This is a genomic window from Paraburkholderia sp. RL17-347-BIC-D (assembly GCF_046027915.1).
In the GTDB taxonomy this organism is placed as follows: Bacteria; Pseudomonadota; Gammaproteobacteria; order Burkholderiales; family Burkholderiaceae; genus Paraburkholderia.
Genome location: NZ_JARESS010000028.1, coordinates 71686 through 91301, shown reverse-complemented (window position 1 = coordinate 91301; position 19616 = coordinate 71686). Strand labels below are relative to the sequence as shown.

Genomic DNA, 19616 nt, shown 5'->3' with positions numbered 1-19616 from the left:
CCGGCGCGCCATCAGCCTACGAGGCGGGCCTGCCGGACGGTAGCTGGCGCGATGTCAGCGCAGCCTGTCGACCTTGGCTTTTACTTAGCCGGCTTGACCGAGGCGACTTCCTTGTCAGCCTGGTCACGCGTTGCCTTGATCGATTGCGGCATGTACTTTTGCATCAAGCCGTTCACGACGTCGCGGCCAACCTGGTCTTGCACCTGGATGAACTTGCGGCCGGTCGGGCTCTTGTAGAACGTCGTCAGATCCTTGATTTCCGACGTGCTGTAGTACTTCGCGTAAGCGTCGTACTGAGCTTGCATGGCGTCCTGACGGAAACTGTCCGTTGCGAACACCTGGCCTGCGCCGTCAACCAGCTTCGGCACTGCGTTCTTTTGCAGCGTCGGGACGGAAGCCTGCTTCTGCTTGTCCGTCATCGTCTTGTTTTCGCTCAGCGCGTCCGACAGGATTGCCGGAACCAGCTGCTTGGCTTGCATCTGGGCGCTGTTGCCGATCGCGCCGACGAGCTTCTGCGCGTCGATTGCGTCCAACAGGTCCTTGATTGCAGCCTGCTTGGCCGGATCAACCGGTGCCGCGGCAGCAGCCGGAGCCGCCGGAGCCTGGCTTTGAAGCGCTTGAGCCATGGCAAAGGTCGGCACGAGGGCAGCCAGCAACATCAGTTGTTTGAATCGTTTTTGCATCATTACTCCCTAATAGAAATGAACTTGAGCAGCAAGCCGCGCGGGACACGTATCGGCCCGACACGCCATTATTCCCGGCGCAGCTTTCAACTAATCACTGAGACTGTAAGACGCTGACGCAAATCAGGCCGCACCGCCCTCTTCGCCCCCGTTGTCACCTTCTGCGGGACCTTCGGCGTCGCCTTCAGCATCAGCTTCTGCTTCCGCCTCAGCAACCTGTTGCAGACCTGAAAGCTTGGTCCCTTCGTCAAGGCTGATGAGTGTAACACCTTGGGTTGCGCGTCCCATTTCACGGATTTCCGACACCCGCGTACGGATCAGCACGCCAGTATTGGTGATCAGCATGATCTGCGCTTCCTGATCCACCAGCGTGGCGGCGACGACCTTGCCGTTACGCTCCGACGTCTGGATCGCGATCATGCCCTTCGTACCGCGACCGTGACGGGTGTACTCGGTGATCGGCGTGCGCTTGCCAAAACCGTTCTCGGTTGCGGTGAGCACCGACTCCTGCTCGTCGCCGGCCACTAGGAGCGCGATCACGTTTTGCCCGTCTTCGAGCTGCATGCCGCGCACACCGCGCGCTTCACGGCCCATCGGACGCACGTCGTTCTCGTCGAAGCGAACCGCCTTGCCCGAATCCGAGAACAGCATGACGTCGTGCTGGCCATCCGTGATGGCGGCGCCGATCAGGTAGTCGCCCTCATCCAGACCGACCGCAATAATACCCTTGCGCAACACACGGCCAAAGGCTTCCAGCGGCGTCTTTTTTACGGTTCCTAACGCGGTGCCCATAAAGACGAATTTGTCAGCCGAAAATTCCTTCACCGGCAAGACAACCGTAATCTTCTCGCCGTCCTGAAGCGGGAAGATATTCACGATCGGACGGCCGCGCGAGTTCCGCGAACCTTGCGGCACTTCGTAAACCTTCACGCTGTAGACGCGGCCGCGATTCGAGAAGCACAGAATGTGATCGTGCGTGTTCGCGATGAACAGCGTGTCGATCCAGTCGTCTTCCTTCATTGCCGTGGCCTGCTTGCCGCGGCCACCCCGCTTCTGCGCACTATATTCGGACAGCGGCTGCGATTTCACGTAGCCGGCGTGCGACATGGTCACGACCATCTCTTGCGGCGTGATCAGATCTTCGGTGTTCAGTTCGGTGGCGTTCAGCTCGATCTTCGAGCGGCGCGCGTCGCCGAATTCGGCTTTGATCGAGGTCAGTTCGCCGACGATGATCGCCGTAATGCGTTCCGGCCGAGCCAAAATGTCCAGCAGGTCGGCGATTTGCGCCATGACTTCGCGGTACTCGCCGATGATCTTGTCCTGCTCCAGGCCAGTCAGTCGCTGCAGACGCATCTGCAGAATTTCCTGAGCCTGGGTGTCGGACAGACGGTAGAGGCCGTCAGTCTGCATACCGAACGATGGATTCAGCCCGTCAGGACGGTAGGCTTCGCGGCCACCCGCCGAGGCATTTTCCGTCTCGGCGCGCGCCAACATTTCGCGCACCAGCGACGAATCCCACGGACGCGCCATCAATTCCTGCTTGGCGATCGGCGGAGTCGGCGCGGCTTTGATGATCGCGATGAACTCGTCGATGTTGGCGAGCGCGACCGCCAAACCTTCGAGCACGTGGCCGCGTTCGCGCGCCTTGCGCAGTTCGTATACAGTGCGCCGCGTCAGCACTTCCCGGCGATGCGACAGGAAGCACGACAGCATTTCCTTCAGGTTCAGCAGCTTCGGCTGGCCGTCGACCAGCGCGACCATGTTCATGCCGAAGGTGTCCTGAAGCTGGGTCGCCTTATACAGATTGTTGAGAACGACTTCCGGCACTTCGCCGCGCTTGAGCTCGATCACGACGCGCATGCCGCTCTTGTCGGACTCATCGCGGATATCGGAAATGCCTTCGAGCTTCTTCTCGTTGACCAGTTCGGCGATGCGCTCCAGAAGTGAGCGCTTGTTCACCTGGTACGGCAATTCGTCGACGATGATCGCCATGCGCTGGCCGCGGTCGATTTCCTCGAAGTGCGTGAGCGCGCGCATCACCACGCGGCCACGGCCGGTGCGGTAGCCGTCGCGCACGCCGGCCACGCCGTAGATGATGCCGGCGGTCGGGAAGTCGGGCGCCGGAATGATCTCGATCAGTTCGTCGATCGTGGCTTCCGGGTTCTTGAGCAGATGCTGGCAGGCGTCGACAACCTCGTTGAGGTTGTGCGGCGGAATGTTGGTCGCCATGCCGACCGCGATGCCGGACGAGCCATTGATCAGCAGATTGGGAATGCGCGCCGGCAGGATGGCCGGTTCGTTTTCACTGCCGTCGTAGTTCGGCGTGAAGTCGACCGTTTCCTTGTCGATGTCGGCCAGCAGTTCGTGGCCGATCTTCGCCATGCGGATTTCGGTGTACCGCATTGCCGCGGCATTGTCGCCGTCGACCGAGCCGAAGTTGCCCTGACCGTCCACCAGCATGTAGCGCAGCGAAAAGTCTTGCGCCATCCGGACGATGGTGTCGTAAACAGCCGTGTCGCCGTGCGGGTGGTACTTACCGATGACGTCGCCGACAATACGCGCCGACTTCTTGTACGCCCGGTTCCAGTCGTTGTTCAGTTCGTGCATCGCGTACAGCACGCGCCGGTGCACCGGCTTCAGGCCATCGCGAACATCGGGAAGCGCACGCCCTACGATCACGCTCATCGCGTAATCGAGATACGAACGGCGCATTTCCTCCTCTAGGGAGATTGGCAGAGTCTCTTTGGCGAATTGATCCATTATCCGTATCTTTTACGTGCCAAGACGACGGCTTAACTTCACTTCGCCGCGCCTTCGCGTAAGCATTGCAGGCGCAACGCATCACGCGATTCTAACATGCCGCGAATCCGCTCCCGACGAACCTACGTATACCTATTAGTGGAACGCACGCGAAGCGTTCCTGGGCGCCCATTTTTGAGCCGGGTCAGGCTCGATTCGTGCGTGGGGCAATTCGCCGCTCAGCCATGACTGGCGGAGCCTCCAGGGAATTGCTTTTGTTGCGCATGCACCACAATTGGAGGGCGATTCGATCGGGGGCAGATTTTTTTATCGTTGGAAGGGAACGATATGGCAAAATGCCAACGCACAAAGAGTTAGACACTGCTCGAAGTCTACACAGCACGTTTTTTGTTCTACACCGATGTTATACTTCGAGCAATGTATGACTTGTCTTCGTCAACAGGCTCGCAGTAAACCTGCGGTAATCTCAATTTCGAGAGGAGAAATATGAATAAACTTTCAAAGCTCGCGTTCATTGCAGCTACCGCGGTTATGGCTGCATCCGCCATGGCACAGTCGGTGCCGGCGTCGCGACAAGCTACGAACGACAACTGGGTGAATGGTACCGGCGAATACGTGTGGATGAACGGCACGAACGAGCTGTGCTGGCGCGATGCATTCTGGACGCCGGCAACGGCCAACGCAAAGTGCGATGGCGCTCTGGTTGCTCAAGCTCCGACTCCGCCGGCTCCGGTCGCACCTGCACCGGCTATTACGAGCCAGAAGATTACGTATCAAGCTGACGCACTGTTCGACTTTGACAAGGCAATCCTGAAGCCGGCTGGCAAGGAAAAGCTGGACGATCTGGCATCGAAGATCGGCGCGCTGAACCTGGAAGTCGTCGTCGCAACGGGTTACACGGACCGTATCGGTTCGGACAAGTACAACGACCGTCTGTCGCTGCGCCGTGCTCAAGCTGTGAAGGCATACCTCGTCAGCAAGGGCATCGAATCCAACCGTATCTATACGGAAGGCAAGGGCAAGCGCAACCCGGTCACGACCGGTTGCAACCAGAAGAACCACAAGCAACTCATCGCCTGCCTCGCACCGGATCGTCGCGTGGAAGTCGAAGTTGTCGGTACTTCGAAGCAGTAAGCAACAAATTACCGCAGTATCAAAGCCCCGCTTCGGCGGGGCTTTTTTTATGTCCGACCACGGCGTGATGCCGCGCGCCTCCACCAGCCGGACCTCGAGCGGGGGCATTTTGCCGCTCCGTCCCTCGACCTATATACTCAGGGTTTATCCTCGAGCGCCCGCTCACCGCTCTCTTCGAGGCAGCTTCCGCCATGACCAACGCCGATCCCCACGAACTGCAGAAATTTAGCGACCTTGCGCATCGTTGGTGGGACCCGAACGCCGAATTCAAGCCGTTACACGAGCTCAATCCGATTCGCCTGAACTGGATCGACACGCACGCGCATCTCGCGGGCAAGACCGTGCTGGATATCGGCTGCGGTGGCGGCATTCTGTCCGAGTCGATGGCTAGCCTGGGTGCGCACGTGAAGGGCATTGACTTGTCGACCCAGGCTTTGGGCGTGGCCGATCTTCACAGCCTTGAAAGTGGTGTAACAGTCGATTACGAAGAAATCGCCGCCGAGGCGCTCGCTGCCCGCGAGCCGGGCACGTACGACGTCGTGACCTGCATGGAAATGCTGGAGCACGTGCCGCGGCCCGCTGCCATAGTCGAGGCGTGCAAGACGCTGGTGAAACCCGGCGGCTGGGTGTTCTTTTCCACGCTGAACCGCAACGTGAAGTCGTACCTGTTCGCCGTGATCGGCGCCGAATACATCGCGCGAATGCTGCCCAAGGGCACGCACGACTACGCGCGCTTCATTCGCCCGTCGGAATTGGCGAGCTTCGTGCGCGCCGCCGAACTGCGCACGGCCGATATCAAAGGCATCGTCTATAACCCGCTCAGCAAGCATTTCACGCTGTCCGCCGACACGAGCGTGAACTACATGCTCGCCTGCCGACGCGACGTCTGATCCGCCCCGACCTGCCGGACCTATCGAATCAATGAGCGATCCCACGCCCCTGCCCCAACGCGAAGACAACGAAGACGCACTCGGTCTTTGCCAAGCCGTCCTGTTCGACCTCGACGGCACGCTAGCCGACACGGCGCCCGATCTCGCGGCCGCCGTCAACAAGATGCGCCACGATCGCGGGCTGGAGATGGTGCCGCTCGAAGATCTGCGCCCGCTTGCGTCCGCGGGCGCGCGCGGGCTGATCGGCGGTGCGTTCGGGATCGGCCCCGATAGTCACGAGTTCGCGTCGATGCGCGAGGAGTTCCTCGCCAACTATGAAGCGGACCTGTGCATCGAGACCACGCTGTTTCCCGGCATTCAGGAAATACTCGACGAACTCGACGCACGCGGCGTGCGCTGGGGCATCGTCACGAACAAGGTCGCGCGGCTCACCGAGCCGCTGGTCGCGCAACTCGGCCTCGAGGAGCGCGCCGGTTGTGTCGTGAGCGGCGACACGACGCCGCATTCGAAACCGCATCCGGCGCCGTTGCTGCACGCCGCGCGCGAGCTGGACGTGGTGCCGGAGCGCATCGTCTACGTCGGCGACGATCTGCGCGATGTGCAGGCGGGTTTCGCCGCCGGCATGAAGACGGTCGCGGCGGCGTACGGCTACTGCGGCAACGATATTCCGCCGACCCAATGGCACGCGCAACACGTCGTCCAATCGCCGGCTGAATTGCACAGGCTGCTGCGCGACCTCGGCTGAAACGCAGGCGGCGGGCAAAGCAGAGCCGCTGCGCCGGCAGCGCCGATCAGTCAGGACGTGACCGTCAATCTATTGTAAAATCAACGCTTGGCTCAGAAACTTGAGCAACGAACCGCGGGGGCGACCTGGTTTCGACAGGGGTTGCGAAGCGGCTAGGGCATGTCGAGGACCCGTCACCTCGTTAATCAATGGGAAAAACGTAACTGCAAACGACGATACGTTCGCACTGGCAGCCTAAGGGCCGCCGTCCTCTGCCTAGTTCACTGACGGGCTAGTGTCGCAAGACCGGTAGCAATACCGACAGAGGTCATATACGTCAGTTAAGCCTTGGCGGTGTCACGACGTCCGGGTCGAAAACCTAGTGAATCGCCGTAGTGCAGCGTGTTCGTCCGCGTCGCTACGGTTAAATCAAATGACAGAACTAAACATGTAGAACTGGTCGTAGAGTGCTTCTGGACGCGGGTTCGATTCCCGCCGCCTCCACCAGAACACGTTTCACGCTGCAGCATCAAGTCTCACCGGAAACCCGTAAGCGGCCTGCTGCTTGCGGGTTTTTTCTTATTCCCCGCGTCCTTCCCGCTGCGCTCTTTCCCGCACTATCCTTTTCTTATCTCATCCCCGGGCTGTTCCCTGACGGACCCTAACCCGATCCTCTCGCGAAGCAGTGATTGGAATAAAGGCATCCGCTCAGTCGTTTGATCCTCACGCGCACGCACGCTGTGCCTCGCGTGAGACCAACACTAAAATCAGGAGCCGACATCATGCGCAAGACTCTCTTCTGCCTCGCCCTCCTCGCACTGCAACAAAGCGCTTTCGCCGAAGCACCGAAAATCGTCGACGGGCGCTTCGTCACTGCAGACGGCATGACGCTCTATACCTTCGACAAGGACACCACACCCGGCGTGAGCGCCTGCACCGGCGGCTGCATGAACTATTGGCCCGCGGCCACGGCTAGTGCGTCGGACAAACCGTCCGGCGACTGGACCTTGATCAATGGCGCCGACGGCAAGCAGCAATGGGCGTACAAGGGCCACCCGCTGTATCGCTACGCAGCGGACAAACAGGCGGGAGACATGAAGGGAGAAGGCTTCAAGGACATGTGGCATACGGCCAAGCCTTAAGCGCCACGCGCAAGGCAACAATGCCAAGCTGAACCTGAGAGCCAAAAGGAAGACGCCGGCAGAACGCCGGCGTCGCACCCACAACGGACCCGTGCGTCCGCTTATTCGTCTTTAGGGCACTGCAGATTGCAGCCATTCGGATCGCCCATATCGCCTCGCTTGCGCATGGCCGATTTTTTGCCGGTCTGGTATTTGTCCGTGGGCGCCGACGCCGCAAACGGCATTTGCGGATGCTCGGCAAGACGGAACTGATCTTGCAGAATGCCGCCCGGAACACCCGGCGAATTCTGTGCGAAAGCAACTGACGCGGTGGCGAGGAGCACACCAGCGGTCGCAACGGCAGCACATGCGTGAAGAATGACTTTCATATCGATCGGCGCGACGTAACGCGCGGTTAAGGCGGAAGCGGAAGCTTAGAGAGTATCCCAAACGGACGCCATACGCAGCGCCAAACACAGCCTGATGTTTACCGCGGCTTACGCCACCGCTTCGCCCAAGCCCTCTTCCAGATCGACCACCTTGCCGCAGTCCTGCGGGTCATAGCCTTCGAGCTGATCGACGTTATGGCGAAACGCGCTGCCGCGTAGCAATTCGAGCACCGTCGCGAGCGGCGCACGTTCGAGGCGCGCGCGGTCGCAGGCAAAGTAATAGTCTTCGTCGACGACCGGAATGAAGTCCAGACCGAAGTGATGCGCCGCGGGCTCCACGCCGAAACCCACATCCGCCATGCCGCTCGCGACGAACGCCGCAATCGCCGAATGCGTGAGTTCGGCCGACGCATATCCATTGACGCGATCTGGATCGACTCCGACTTTCCGTAGCGCGAGATCGAGCAACATGCGCGTGCCGGAGCCCGGCTGTCGATTCACGAAGCGGATATCGTCGCGTGCGAGATCGCCGAGGCCGGCGATTCCCTTCGGATTGCCCTTGCCGAGAAAGAGTCCTTGCTTGCGTCGCGTGAGATGCACGAGCACGTGACGCTGCGGATCGAGCCAGCGCCGATACGCATCCGCGCACGCCGCGCGAAACTCGCCGAGCGGCAAATGGAAGCCGGCCAGATCGCATTCGCCGCGCGCGAGCGCGCTGACGGCGTCCGCGCTGTCGCGATACTTGATGTCGACCGGCAGATCGTTGGCGACCAACGCCGTCACGAGCGCGGCCACCGCATAACCGTGCGACGCGAAGATGCGCACGTCGTCGGCGGGCGGTGCCAGCCAGCGGTTCAGATCGCTCGCCACTTCGCTGGCGAGTGCCTGCATGTTGCCGTCGAGCCGCTCACCGCACAGACGCTGCGCACGCAATACCGCTTGCCCGAGTTCGGAGAGCACCGAGCCGCGGCCACGCTCCTTCGCGATCAGCGGACCGCCCAAACGCTCTTCGATGCTGCGCAGTAAACCCCATGCGTGACGGTAGGACAAACCCTTAAGCGTCGCCGCCTGCGCGATGCTGCCGGATTCATCCACCAGCGCGAGCAGCGGCACCACGTCCGACAGGCTTGCCTCGCGGCCGTCCGGACCCTTCACCACCAGCTGTGCCTGACACTCGATTCTGATCATATATGTTGAACTCTTTCCTATTGCATCGGCTGAATCGCCCGCCTATTGTTCGGCTATCCCATACTGAATAAACGAAGCATAAGTGCACGCATTATGAATAACAAGTGCATATATGACTTTGGAGGAGCCCCCACTTGGACGATTCCATCGCCATCGCGCCGGATCAACTCGTACAGCGTCACGCGCAGCCGGGCGTGTCGTTGCTAGCGGTCTTGCACGCGATTCAGGACGAAGTCGGTTACGTGCCGCCCGCCGCGGTCGCACCGCTAGCGCGTGCCATGAACCTGTCGCGCGCGGAAGTGCACGGCGTCATCACCTACTACCACCACTTCCGCACGCAACCGGCCGCGCCCGTCACGGTGCAACTGTGCCGCGCGGAAGCCTGCCGCAGCATGGGCACCGAAGCACTCGCGCAGCATATCGAGGCGCACACCGGCTGCCGCTTCGACGGCGAACACCAGCACGGCGCGACAGTCGAACTAGAATCGGTGTATTGCCTCGGCCAATGTGCGCTGTCGCCGGCGCTGATGCTCAACGGCACCTTGCACGCCCGAGTCACGCCGCAAAAATTCGACGCGATCTTCGCGGCCGCCAGCAAGTGCGTGGAGGTGACGGCATGACGCGCATCTACGTTCCCCGTGATTCGTCGGCTTTGGCGCTCGGCGCTGACGCGCTCGCTCAGGCGATCGAAGCCGAAGCCGCACGCCGCGGCCTCGAAGTCGAACTGGTTCGCAACGGTTCGCGCGGCCTGCTGTGGCTCGAACCGCTCGTCGAAGTGCAAACGCCTGAAGGCCGCATCGGCTACGCGAACATCGAAGCCGGCGACGTCGCCGCGTTGTTCGACGCCGGCTTCGTCGAAGGCGGCGCGCATGCACGGCGCGTCGGCGTGGTCGACGACATTCCGTATCTGAAGAAGCAGCAGCGCCTGACCTTCGCGCGCATCGGCATCACGGATCCGCTTTCCATCGACGATTACGTCGCCCACGGCGGCCTCGAAGGCTTGCGCAAGGCTTTGCAAACCGACGGCGACGCCGCCTGTGAAGCCTTGATCGAATCCGGCCTGCGCGGACGTGGCGGCGCGGCCTTTCCGGCCGGCATCAAATGGCGCACGGTGCGCGGCGCCAAGGCGGCGCAGAAATACATCGTCTGCAACGCGGACGAAGGCGATTCCGGCACTTTCTCCGATCGCCTCGTGATGGAAAGCGATCCGTACGTGCTGATCGAAGGGATGATCATCGCGGGTGTCGTGACGGGCGCGACGGTCGGCCATATCTATGTGCGCAGCGAGTATCCGCATTCGATCGCAACGCTCGAAGCGGCGATCGCGAAGGCACGCGCCGCCGGCTGGCTCGGCGACAGCGTGCTCTCGACAACGCATCGCTTCGAACTGTTCGTCGCCAAAGGCGCCGGCGCCTATGTGTGCGGCGAGGAAACGGCGCTGCTCGAATCGCTCGAAGGCAAGCGCGGCATCGTGCGCGCCAAGCCGCCAGTGCCGGCGCTCGTCGGCCTGTACGGCCAGCCGACCGTGATCAATAACGTCATCACGCTCGCCACGGTGCCGATCATCTTCGCGCGCGGCGCGGCGTTCTACAAAGACTTCGGCATGGGCCGCTCGCGCGGCACGCTGCCGTTCCAGCTCGCGGGCAATGTGAAGCAAGGCGGCCTGGTCGAACTCGCGTTCGGCGTCACGCTGCGCGAATTGCTCTACGACTATGGCGGCGGCACGGCGAGCGGCCGGCCGGCGCGCGCGGTGCAAGTGGGCGGCCCGCTCGGCACGTATCTGCCGGAAAGCCAGTGGGACATTCCGATGGACTACGAGGCGTATGCGGCAGTCGGCGCGGTGGTAGGTCACGGCGGCCTCGTCGTGCATGACGACACCTCGAATCTCGCCGAACTCGCGCAGTACGCCATGCACTTTTGCGCGCTCGAATCGTGCGGCAAATGCACGCCGTGCCGGATCGGCTCGACGCGCGGCGTCGAAGTGATCGGCCGGATTCGCAACGGCGATACGTCCACACGCCAGGTGCAGTTGCTGCGCGATCTGTGCGACACGATGGTGTCCGGTTCGCTCTGCGCGATGGGCGGCATGACGCCGTTCCCGGTGCTGTCCGCGCTCGATCATTTCCCCGAAGACTTCGGTCTCGCCAACGTGTCTCATCACGCGCCGAAAGCGGCCTGACCCAGGAGCCAAACCATGTCCGACCTGCTCAACTCCCCTGCCGGCGGCTGCGGCTCAGGCAACTGCGCATGCAAGTCGCAGGCGCAGCAGCGCGCCACCCGATCGTTTTTCGACGACACCGATTTCGGCACGCCCGCGCGGCATGCCGATGTCGACGTCACGCTGGAAATCGACGGCCAATCCGTCACTGTTCCGGCCGGCACCTCGGTGATGCGCGCCGCCGTCGAAGCGGGCGTCAACGTGCCGAAGCTTTGCGCGACCGATTCGCTGGAACCGTTCGGCTCGTGCCGTTTGTGTCTCGTGGAAATCGAAGGCAAGCGCGGCTATCCCGCCTCGTGCACGACGCCGGTCGAAGCCGGCATGAAGGTCCGCACGCAAACGGATCGTCTGCAGTCGCTGCGCCGCAATGTGATGGAGTTGTACATCTCCGATCACCCGCTCGACTGTCTCACCTGCCCCGCCAATGGCGACTGCGAACTGCAGGACATGGCGGGCGTCACGGGCTTGCGCGAAGTGCGCTACGGCTTTGACGGCGCGAATCACCTGAAGGACAAGAAAGACGAGTCGAACCCGTACTTCACCTACGACCCGTCGAAGTGCATCGTCTGCAATCGCTGCGTGCGCGCGTGCGAAGAAACGCAAGGCACCTTCGCGCTGACCATCACCGGGCGCGGTTTCGAATCGCGCGTGGCGGCCAGCGAAAACGTGCCGTTCATGGAATCGGAATGCGTGTCGTGCGGCGCGTGTGTGGCCGCGTGCCCGACCGCGACCTTGCAGGAAAAGACCGTCATCATGCTCGGCCAGGCCGAGCATTCGGTCGTCACAACGTGCGCGTATTGCGGCGTCGGCTGCTCGTTCAAGGCTGAGATGAAGGGCAACGAGGTCGTGCGCATGGTGCCGCACAAGAATGGCCAAGCCAATGAAGGCCACGCCTGCGTGAAGGGCCGCTTCGCCTGGGGCTACGCGACGCACAAGGACCGCATCACCAAGCCGATGATCCGCGCGAAGATCACCGATCCGTGGCGCGAAGTCAGCTGGGAAGAAGCGCTCACGTATGCGGCGTCGGAATTCCGCCGCATTCAGGCGAAACACGGCCGCGATTCGATCGGCGGCATCACGTCGTCGCGTTGCACGAATGAAGAAACGTATCTGGTGCAAAAGCTCGTGCGCGCCGCGTTCGGCAACAACAACGTCGACACCTGCGCGCGTGTTTGCCACTCGCCGACCGGCTATGGATTGAAGACCACGCTCGGCGAATCGGCGGGCACGCAGACGTTCGCCTCCGTCGATAAAGCCGACGTGATCATGGTGATCGGCGCGAATCCGACCGACGGCCACCCGGTGTTCGGCTCGCGTCTGAAGCGCCGCGTGCGTGAAGGCGCGAAGCTGATCGTCGTGGATCCGCGCCGCATCGATATCGTCGATACGCCGCACGTGAAGGCCTCGCATCATCTGCAATTGCTGCCGGGTACCAACGTGGCCGTCGTGAACGCGCTGGCGCATGTGATCGTCACGGAAGGCCTCGTCAACGAAGCGTTCGTCGCCGAGCGCTGCGAAACCCGCGCGTTCGAGCAATGGCGCGATTTCGTCGCGCTGCCCGAGAACGCGCCGGAGGCGACCGAAGCAGTGACAGGCGTGCCGGCTCAATTCGTGCGCGAAGCCGCCCGCATCTATGCGACCGGCGGCAACGCCGCAATCTACTACGGTCTCGGCGTCACCGAACACGCGCAAGGCTCGACGATGGTGATGGGCATCGCCAACCTCGCGATGGCGACGGGCAACATCGGCCGCGAAGGCGTGGGCGTGAATCCGCTGCGCGGCCAGAACAACGTGCAGGGTTCGTGCGACATGGGCTCGTTCCCGCACGAACTGCCGGGCTATCGCCACATCAGCGACACGGTCACGCGCACGCTGTTCGAAGAAGCCTGGAATGTCACGCTGCAACCGGAGCCGGGCCTGCGCATTCCGAACATGTTCGACGCCGCCGTGCATGGCACCTTCAAGGGTCTGTACTGCCAGGGCGAAGACATCGTGCAGTCGGATCCGAATACGCATCACGTGTCGGCCGCGCTGTCGTCGATGGAATGCATCGTCGTGCAGGACATTTTCCTGAACGAGACCGCCAAGTATGCGCACGTGCTGCTGCCCGGTTCGTCGTTCCTCGAAAAGGACGGCACGTTCACCAACGCGGAGCGCCGCATCTCGCGCGTGCGCAAGGTCATGCCGCCGGTGCCGGGTTACGCCGACTGGGAAGTCACGGTGCTGCTCGCGCGCGCGCTCGGCTATGAAATGGACTACACGCATCCGTCGCAGATCATGGACGAGATCGCGCGTCTCACGCCGACCTTCCACGGCGTCTCGTACAAGAAGCTCGACGAGCTGGGCAGCATCCAGTGGCCGTGCAACGAAGAGGCGCCGGACGGCACGCCGACCATGCACATCGACACGTTCGTGCGCGGCAAGGGCAAGTTCGTGATTACGAAGTTCATCGCGACGCCCGAGAAAGTCACGCGCAAATTCCCGATGCTGCTCACCACGGGCCGCATCCTGTCGCAATACAACGTGGGCGCGCAAACGCGCCGCACGGAGAATTCGCGCTGGCACGACGAAGACCGGCTGGAAATTCATCCGCACGATGCCGAAGAGCGCGGCATCAAGACCGACGACTGGGTCGGCATCGAATCGCGCGCGGGGCAAACCGTGTTGCGCGCGAAGGTGACCGAGCGCATGCAGCCGGGCGTCGTCTATACGACGTTCCACTTCCCCGAATCGGGCGCGAACGTGATCACCACCGATAGCTCGGATTGGGCGACCAACTGTCCGGAGTACAAAGTGACCGCGGTGCAGGTGATGCCGGTCGAACAGCCGTCGCAATGGCAGAAAGACTATTCGCGTTTCAACACCGAACAGCTCGATCTGCTGAAGCAGCGCGAGCTGGCCAACGCGACATCGGGCAAGTGAGGTCAGGCATGGACAATCAGAACCTGATCGACATGGCCAATCGGATCGGCGATTTTTTCGATTCGATGCCCGACCGCGAGGAAGCGCTCGCCGGCATTGCCGACCATATCCGCCGTTTCTGGGAGCCACGCATGCGGCGCGCGTTGCTGGCGGCGCTCGATGAGCCGGATGCGAGCGGTATTGAGATGTCGGGCATCGTCGAGGAAGCGCTCATCAAACATCGCGAGCAGCTGACACCGGCCGCGCCTACGACGGTGTGAGCGGGGGCAGCGCTCACGCGCTTGCGCAATCGATACTCGGGCGGCCCGCGTCACAGGGCCGCCTGCTCCGGTATCTCGCCACTTACCGTGAACCAGGCTTCGCAATGCCGCAACAGGCCGTGCAGATCGGAGCCGGTGCGTCCGCGCGCGCTGATATAGCCGTCGGGCCGCACCAGATAGAACGACGGCCGCGTGCGGCCATACGATTCGGAGAGCGCCGGGCCGCCATCGCCGGTGGTATCCGTGATGCGCCAGATGCGCACCGCACCCGGCAGCAATCGCTCGACTTCCGCCGCCACGCGTTCCATTTCCGCGTCCGGCGGCGGCGCATGCTTCGCCGCGGGATCGAGCGGCTTTTCGTCGACGGGCAGCGGCGGCACGAGCAGGAATAGCGAGAAGAACGCCGGATCGTGCAGATCGAAAATGCAGCCGACGCCGGGCGCGCGGCCAAGCGGTCCGTCCACCACATGCACCAGCGCGTCGGGCGCACGTTCGCCGGCACGCGGTCCGCCGTCGAGCACACGTTCGAGCGTCAGCGGACTGCGCCGGTACTGGATCGACAGTTCGCTGATAGTGGCGCGTGCGGCGTCGCGCAGTGGACCCAGCGCGGCGAGGACCGGCATCACGCGTTCGCGCAGCAGCTTGAGCGGTCCGTGATCGGCCTCGGCCATATGCGTGATGAAGCCGGTCTGCCGCAGCACGTCACGTTCGATCGGATGACGTTCAAGGTAATAGGTATCGAGCAGGCGATCGGGCGCCGCGCTCTTCAAGACCCGCGCCAGCTTCCAGCCGAGGTTGAACGCTTCCTGAATGCCGGTGTTCATACCTTGTGCGCCGGCCGGGCTGTGCACATGCGCGGCGTCGCCTGCAAGAAAAATTCGGCCGACACGCAACCGGTCCACCATGCGGTTATTCACATGGAAATACGAGGACCACGCCAGATCCGACACGTCGACCCGCTCGCGCACGCGCCTCGCGATCAGCGCCTTGCACTCCTCGAGCGACGGCGCCGGCACCTTGTTCAGCGGCGGTTCGCCCAGCACGGCGGGCGTCGCGGACGGCGCGACGGCGGCAGGCTCGACGGCATGATCCGCGATCAGACGATGCCGGCCGTGGCCCATCGGAAACAGCGCCACCAGTCCTTCGCCTGACGCGAAGATGTGAAACTCGTCTTCGGGCCAATCGGTTTCGGCGTGCAGATCGGCGAGCAGGAAAGTCTGCTCGAAGGTCTTGCCTTCGAAGCTCAGACCCAGCCGGTGACGGATCGTGCTGTGCGCACCGTCCGCGGCGATCACGTACGACGGACGCATCGTCTCCGTGTGGCCGTCCGCGCGGCGCAACGTCGCCTGAATGCTGGCGGAGCCTTGCGCGAACATCGTCAGCTCGACACCGCGCTCGACCGTTACGCCGAGCGTCGCGAGATGTTCCGTCAGCAACCGCTCCGTCACGGACTGGTCGAGAAACAGCAGATACGGATAGCGCGTGTGAAGCGGATCGAAATCGAGTTGCGCGAGACGCATGCCGTTCGAAAACAGATTGGCAATGCGCGCGCGATGGCCGAGTTCGAGAAACGGTTCGACCAGCCGATGCTGCTCGAGCAACTCGAGCGTGCGCGCCTGGATGCCGATGGCCCGCGAATACGGGTTCGGTTGCATGGCTTTGTCGATCAGACGCACGGGGATGTGGGCACGCGCCAGACTCATCGCCGCGGCGAGCCCCGTGGGCCCCGCCCCGACGATCAGCACCGGCGGCACATCGTTTGCGGCAGCGTCCATGCGGAACTCCGGAAACAACAATGCGTTCTAGTGTACGCCCGGAGGAAGTCGCCTTGGAACGCCGCCAGCAATGGGCTGACGGTGCGCTGCATCAATCACGCGATTGGCCTGGGCTCGCTGTGAACTTGCTGCGCGTGCCAGTTTGCCTCAACGCGCGTGCGGCGCATGATCCATTGCGCACCGGTGCTGCGTGGTGCCAAGGTCGACTTGCAGCGTCGCGTGCTGCATCGAAAAGCGTTCGCGCAGCATGACGACGATGCCGTCTAGCGACTCGTCGCCGGGGTGGCCGGCCGGCATCACCAGATGCGCGCTGAGCGCATTGCCGGTGGTCGACAGGGCCCACACGTGCAGATCATGCACATCGACGACGCCGGGCTGCCCCGCCAGATAGTCGCGGATGCTTTGCAGATCGACGCCGGGCGGCACGGCGTCGAGCGCGAGGCGCACCGAATCGCGTAACAGCCCCCACGTGCCGACCACCACGACCGCCACCACCAGCAGGCTCATCACCGGGTCGAGCCACGTCCAGTTGGTGTAGAGAATCACGAGGCCGCTCACCGCAACCGCCGCCGAGATGCCGGCATCCGCCGCCATATGCAGGAAGGCACCGCGAATGTTCAGGTCTTCTTTCTGCCCGCGCATGAAGAGCCACGCGGAAATCCCGTTGACCACCACGCCGACCGTCGCGACGACGAACACCGCGAGCCCTGCCACCGGCGCCGGATTCATCAGCCGCCCGATGGCTTCGGCGACGATCACGCCGCACGCGAACAGCAACAGCCCCGCATTGACGAGCGAGGCGAGGATCGACGAGCTGCCATAACCGAACGTGTAGCGCGCCGACGGACGACGCGTGGCGAGCCAGGCGGCGCCCCAGGCGAGCAGCAGGCCGAGGACGTCGGAGAGGTTGTGGCCGGCGTCGGCGAGCAGCGCGGTGGAATGGGCGAGCACGCCGTAGACGGCTTGGGCCACCACGATGGCGATGTTCAACACGACGGCGAGCGCGAACGCGCGGCCGTGGCCCGCGACGGGGGCGTGGGCGTGGTGGTGGCCGGCGTGGCCGTGACTATGACTGTGGGTGTGACCGTGGGCATGTGCATGGCCGACGTGGCCATGCCCTTCGTGGTCGTGCTCGTTTTTCTTCATGACGCGTCCAGAGATTCATCGCCGGCCGGTTCGGCCACGTGTTCGAGCATGCCCGCCAGCATCGCGCTGATATGGCGGTCGGCGGCGACGTAGAAGACCTGCTTGCCCTGCCGCTCCGCGCGCACGATCCGCGCCGCGCGAAGCAGCCGCAAGTGATGGCTCACCAGCGACGGCGACAAACCCAGCGCCTGGGCAATCGCCCCGACAGCGCGCCGCTCGTCCAGGCACGCCAGCACGATGCGTAGGCGCGTCGGGTCGCCGAGCAGGCGAAACAGGTCGGCCAGCGGCACGATCGTGTCGACCGAGCGATCGTCAAAGCTGGCAAACGAAGTGGTGGAAGTGGCGGACGCGAGTGAAGAAGCCATGACAGGTGGCGTTGCGGCAGTACATATGAACATGTATTCATATGTTATAGATATTGAGACAACCGGTCAAATCGGAGTGCGGTCCGGCGAGTGTGGGAAAATGCGGCCTCTGCCTCACCCGAATGCCATCCCCCGTCATGCAACCTGTATTTGACCGCGCTTTCGCGGCGCATCGTGACGGCCGCCTCGACGACGCCGAACGCGGCTACCGCGCGACGCTCGACGGCAATCCCGCGCACGTCGATGCGTTGCACCTGCTGGGCGTCCTGCGCCACCAGCAGGGCCAGCACGCCGAAGCCGCCGAGCTCGTGCGGCGCGCGGTGAACCTGCGCCCGGAAGACGCCGCGCTGCAACTGAACCTGGGCAACGCGCTGAAGGCGCTGGGCCAGATCGACGGCGCCATCGAACAGTTCCGCAATGCGCTGACGCTCGCGCCATCGTTTCCGATGGCGCACTACAACCTGGGCAATGCATACGCCGCCGCGGGCCGTCATGAAGACGCCGCCGACGCGTTCGAAAAGTCGTTGCGCCTGCAACCGAACGACGCTTCGTCGCATAACAACCTCGGCAACGCGCTGCACGCGCTCGGACGCCACACGGAAGCCATCGCCGCGTTCCGGCGCACGCTCGAATTGCGTCCCGGTCATGCCGGCGCGCTCAATAACATGGGCATGTCGCTGAACGCGCTCGGTCGCGCGGAAGAGGCGGTGCCGTGTTTCGAGACGGCGTTGGCGGCGGAGCCGCGCTTCGTCGCCGCGCACTTCAATCTGGCCAACACGTTCGACGCCACCGGCCGCCATGCCGACGCGGTCGCATCGTTCAGGGCGGCGCTGACCTTGCAGCCGAACCTGCCGCCAGCCATCTTCGGCATGGGTAACGCGCTCGCGGCAATGGGACGCCACGCCGAGGCGCTGCCGTATCTCGAACGCGCCGTCGGTCTCGATCCGCAATTCGCGCTCGCGTGGCTGAGTCTGGGCACCGCGCACCAGGCCCTGGGTGCGCATAGCCCGGCCGTGCGCGCTTTCGATCAGGCGCTGCGTCTGCGCCCCGAGCTCGCCTCCGCGCACATGAACCGCGCGCTCGCGTGGCTCGCGTTGCGCGACTTCCCACGCGGGCTGCCGGAGTACGAATGGCGTCTGCAAACCATGGCACAGCCGGTGATCCAGACGCTGCCGCGCTGGCACGGCGAGCCGATCGCGCAACGTACGCTGCTGGTCCATGCCGAGCAAGGTTTCGGCGACACGCTGCAATTCGTGCGCTTCGTCCCCCTCGTCGCGCAGCGCGCGGCGCGCGTCGTGCTCGAAGTGCAGCCGCAGCTGCTGCCCTTGCTGACCCCTGCCGCGCAAGCCTGGCGCGTGACGCTGATCGCCCAGGGCGCGCCGCGCCCCGCCGCCGATCTGCAATGCCCGCTGCTGAGCCTGCCGCTCGCACTCGGCACGACCTTCGACACCATTCCGGAGCGCACGCCCTACCTCAGCGTGCCGAGCGCCTATGGCCGCAAATGGCGCGGCTCGCTCGGCGGCCAGGCGAAGCGCAAGATCGGCATTGCGTGGTCGGGACGCATCCAGCAAAACGAAACGCGTTCGATGCCGCTCGCCGCGCTCGATCCGCTGTTCGCACTCGAAGGCATCGACTGGATCGTGCTGCAGCCCGCCTTGAGCGCCGACGAACGCGCGGCGCTCGACGCGCATCCGCGCGCGGCGTCGATTCATCGCTTCGACAAGCGGATCGGCGACTTCGCGGACACGGCGGCGATCATCGAACGGCTCGATGCGGTGGTGTCGATCGATACGTCCATCGCGCACCTGGCCGGCGCGCTGCGCAAGCCGCTCTGGCTGATGCTGCCGTTCGCCGCGGACTGGCGCTGGTTTGCCGGCGAGACACGCAGCCCGTGGTATCCGGGCGCGTCGCTGGTGCGTCAACCGCAACCCGGCGCGTGGGGCGACGTCGTCGAGGCCGTGGCGAACGAATTGCGCAACGGTTAGCGCAAACGCCGCCCGGCGAAATCAGCCGTCACCCCGCCGCCGTGCCAAAAAACAAA

At 63.5% G+C, this 19616-nt stretch carries 16 protein-coding genes and 1 other RNA gene; 10 read left to right on the top strand and 7 right to left on the bottom strand.

Annotated elements, in window-relative coordinates:
* Window positions 1-80 precede the first annotated feature (80 nt).
* Window positions 81-683 (bottom strand): DUF2059 domain-containing protein, encoded by a 603-nt coding sequence (locus tag P0D96_RS30595; protein WP_011489486.1) that lies wholly within the window; start codon window positions 681-683, stop codon window positions 81-83.
* A gap of 123 nt (window positions 684-806) precedes the next feature.
* Window positions 807-3443, bottom strand: coding sequence for a DNA gyrase subunit A (gene gyrA, locus P0D96_RS30590; RefSeq protein WP_408248358.1), 2637 nt, complete (start codon window positions 3441-3443; stop codon window positions 807-809).
* A gap of 486 nt (window positions 3444-3929) precedes the next feature.
* Between gyrA and ompA the strand changes: the two genes are divergently transcribed.
* From ompA to P0D96_RS30565, 5 genes are all read left to right on the top strand, one after another.
* Window positions 3930-4577 carry an outer membrane protein OmpA gene (ompA, locus tag P0D96_RS30585; RefSeq protein WP_028200089.1) on the top strand — a complete coding sequence of 216 codons (648 nt, stop codon included), beginning with the start codon at window positions 3930-3932 and terminating at the stop codon, window positions 4575-4577.
* A gap of 191 nt (window positions 4578-4768) precedes the next feature.
* Window positions 4769-5467, top strand: coding sequence for a bifunctional 2-polyprenyl-6-hydroxyphenol methylase/3-demethylubiquinol 3-O-methyltransferase UbiG (gene ubiG / locus P0D96_RS30580; RefSeq protein WP_132373502.1), 699 nt, complete (start codon window positions 4769-4771; stop codon window positions 5465-5467).
* A gap of 31 nt (window positions 5468-5498) precedes the next feature.
* Window positions 5499-6212 carry a phosphoglycolate phosphatase gene (gene gph, locus P0D96_RS30575; RefSeq protein WP_132373501.1) on the top strand — a complete coding sequence of 238 codons (714 nt, stop codon included), beginning with the start codon at window positions 5499-5501 and terminating at the stop codon, window positions 6210-6212.
* A gap of 116 nt (window positions 6213-6328) precedes the next feature.
* Window positions 6329-6698: a transfer-messenger RNA gene (ssrA, locus tag P0D96_RS30570) on the top strand.
* Window positions 6699-6973: 275 nt separating this feature from the next.
* Window positions 6974-7333, top strand: a complete 360-nt coding sequence (locus P0D96_RS30565; RefSeq protein WP_132373500.1) for a COG4315 family predicted lipoprotein — start codon at window positions 6974-6976, stop codon at window positions 7331-7333.
* Between the two features lie 101 nt (window positions 7334-7434).
* Here P0D96_RS30565 and P0D96_RS30560 read toward each other — a convergent pair whose 3' ends face one another.
* Together P0D96_RS30560 and P0D96_RS30555 are read right to left on the bottom strand one after the other, a co-directional pair.
* Window positions 7435-7701, bottom strand: coding sequence for a hypothetical protein (locus tag P0D96_RS30560; protein ID WP_132373499.1), 267 nt, complete (start codon window positions 7699-7701; stop codon window positions 7435-7437).
* Between the two features lie 108 nt (window positions 7702-7809).
* Entirely contained in the window at window positions 7810-8889 is a 1080-nt protein-coding gene (locus P0D96_RS30555) for a substrate-binding domain-containing protein (protein ID WP_408180592.1), read from the bottom strand.
* Window positions 8890-9023: 134 nt separating this feature from the next.
* Between P0D96_RS30555 and P0D96_RS30550 the strand changes: the two genes are divergently transcribed.
* The 4 genes from P0D96_RS30550 to P0D96_RS30535 are packed head-to-tail and all read left to right on the top strand — an operon-like array spanning window position 9024 to window position 14289.
* On the top strand, window positions 9024-9509 hold the full coding sequence (locus P0D96_RS30550) for an NAD(P)H-dependent oxidoreductase subunit E (RefSeq protein WP_132373497.1): 486 nt from the start codon (window positions 9024-9026) through the stop codon (window positions 9507-9509).
* The gene (locus tag P0D96_RS30545) at window positions 9506-11068 is read left to right on the top strand and encodes a formate dehydrogenase beta subunit (RefSeq protein WP_408317161.1); all 1563 of its coding nucleotides are present in this window, start codon (window positions 9506-9508) and stop codon (window positions 11066-11068) included. Before P0D96_RS30550 ends, P0D96_RS30545 begins: the two co-directional genes overlap by 4 nt.
* 15 nt (window positions 11069-11083) lie before the next feature.
* Window positions 11084-14029, top strand: coding sequence for a formate dehydrogenase subunit alpha (gene fdhF / locus P0D96_RS30540; protein ID WP_408180589.1), 2946 nt, complete (start codon window positions 11084-11086; stop codon window positions 14027-14029).
* An 8-nt stretch (window positions 14030-14037) separates the two neighbouring features.
* A complete protein-coding gene (locus tag P0D96_RS30535; RefSeq protein ID WP_408180588.1) occupies window positions 14038-14289 on the top strand; it encodes a formate dehydrogenase subunit delta in 252 nt (83 codons plus the stop codon).
* A 50-nt stretch (window positions 14290-14339) separates the two neighbouring features.
* Here P0D96_RS30535 and P0D96_RS30530 read toward each other — a convergent pair whose 3' ends face one another.
* The 3 genes from P0D96_RS30530 to P0D96_RS30520 all read right to left on the bottom strand — a co-directional run bounded on the left by P0D96_RS30530 (window position 14340) and on the right by P0D96_RS30520 (window position 17608).
* A complete protein-coding gene (locus P0D96_RS30530; RefSeq protein ID WP_408180587.1) occupies window positions 14340-16064 on the bottom strand; it encodes an FAD-dependent monooxygenase in 1725 nt (574 codons plus the stop codon).
* Between the two features lie 147 nt (window positions 16065-16211).
* Complete coding sequence (locus P0D96_RS30525; protein ID WP_408317158.1) at window positions 16212-17210, bottom strand: cation diffusion facilitator family transporter; 999 nt, start codon at window positions 17208-17210, stop codon at window positions 16212-16214.
* On the bottom strand, window positions 17207-17608 hold the full coding sequence (locus tag P0D96_RS30520) for an ArsR/SmtB family transcription factor (protein ID WP_408317156.1): 402 nt from the start codon (window positions 17606-17608) through the stop codon (window positions 17207-17209). The genes P0D96_RS30525 and P0D96_RS30520 overlap by 4 nt, the downstream gene beginning before the upstream one ends.
* 104 nt (window positions 17609-17712) lie before the next feature.
* Here P0D96_RS30520 and P0D96_RS30515 point away from each other — a divergent pair, with 104 nt between their 5' ends.
* Window positions 17713-19560: a tetratricopeptide repeat protein gene (locus P0D96_RS30515; protein ID WP_408317154.1), complete on the top strand. Its 1848-nt coding sequence runs from the start codon at window positions 17713-17715 to the stop codon at window positions 19558-19560.
* Window positions 19561-19616: the final 56 nt, after the last annotated feature.

Coding starts and splice junctions, on each gene's coding strand:
- ubiG (WP_132373502.1), top strand. CDS start 4,769: ATGACCAACGCCGATCCCCACGAACTGCAGAAATTTAGCGACCTTGCG.
- P0D96_RS30565 (WP_132373500.1), top strand. CDS start 6,974: ATGCGCAAGACTCTCTTCTGCCTCGCCCTCCTCGCACTGCAACAAAGC.
- ompA (WP_028200089.1), top strand. CDS start 3,930: ATGAATAAACTTTCAAAGCTCGCGTTCATTGCAGCTACCGCGGTTATG.
- P0D96_RS30545 (WP_408317161.1), top strand. CDS start 9,506: ATGACGCGCATCTACGTTCCCCGTGATTCGTCGGCTTTGGCGCTCGGC.
- gph (WP_132373501.1), top strand. CDS start 5,499: ATGAGCGATCCCACGCCCCTGCCCCAACGCGAAGACAACGAAGACGCA.
- P0D96_RS30535 (WP_408180588.1), top strand. CDS start 14,038: ATGGACAATCAGAACCTGATCGACATGGCCAATCGGATCGGCGATTTT.
- P0D96_RS30595 (WP_011489486.1), bottom strand. CDS start 683: ATGCAAAAACGATTCAAACAACTGATGTTGCTGGCTGCCCTCGTGCCG.
- P0D96_RS30515 (WP_408317154.1), top strand. CDS start 17,713: ATGCAACCTGTATTTGACCGCGCTTTCGCGGCGCATCGTGACGGCCGC.
- gyrA (WP_408248358.1), bottom strand. CDS start 3,443: ATGGATCAATTCGCCAAAGAGACTCTGCCAATCTCCCTAGAGGAGGAA.
- fdhF (WP_408180589.1), top strand. CDS start 11,084: ATGTCCGACCTGCTCAACTCCCCTGCCGGCGGCTGCGGCTCAGGCAAC.
- P0D96_RS30520 (WP_408317156.1), bottom strand. CDS start 17,608: ATGTTCATATGTACTGCCGCAACGCCACCTGTCATGGCTTCTTCACTC.
- P0D96_RS30525 (WP_408317158.1), bottom strand. CDS start 17,210: ATGAAGAAAAACGAGCACGACCACGAAGGGCATGGCCACGTCGGCCAT.
- P0D96_RS30555 (WP_408180592.1), bottom strand. CDS start 8,889: ATGATCAGAATCGAGTGTCAGGCACAGCTGGTGGTGAAGGGTCCGGAC.
- P0D96_RS30560 (WP_132373499.1), bottom strand. CDS start 7,701: ATGAAAGTCATTCTTCACGCATGTGCTGCCGTTGCGACCGCTGGTGTG.
- P0D96_RS30530 (WP_408180587.1), bottom strand. CDS start 16,064: ATGGACGCTGCCGCAAACGATGTGCCGCCGGTGCTGATCGTCGGGGCG.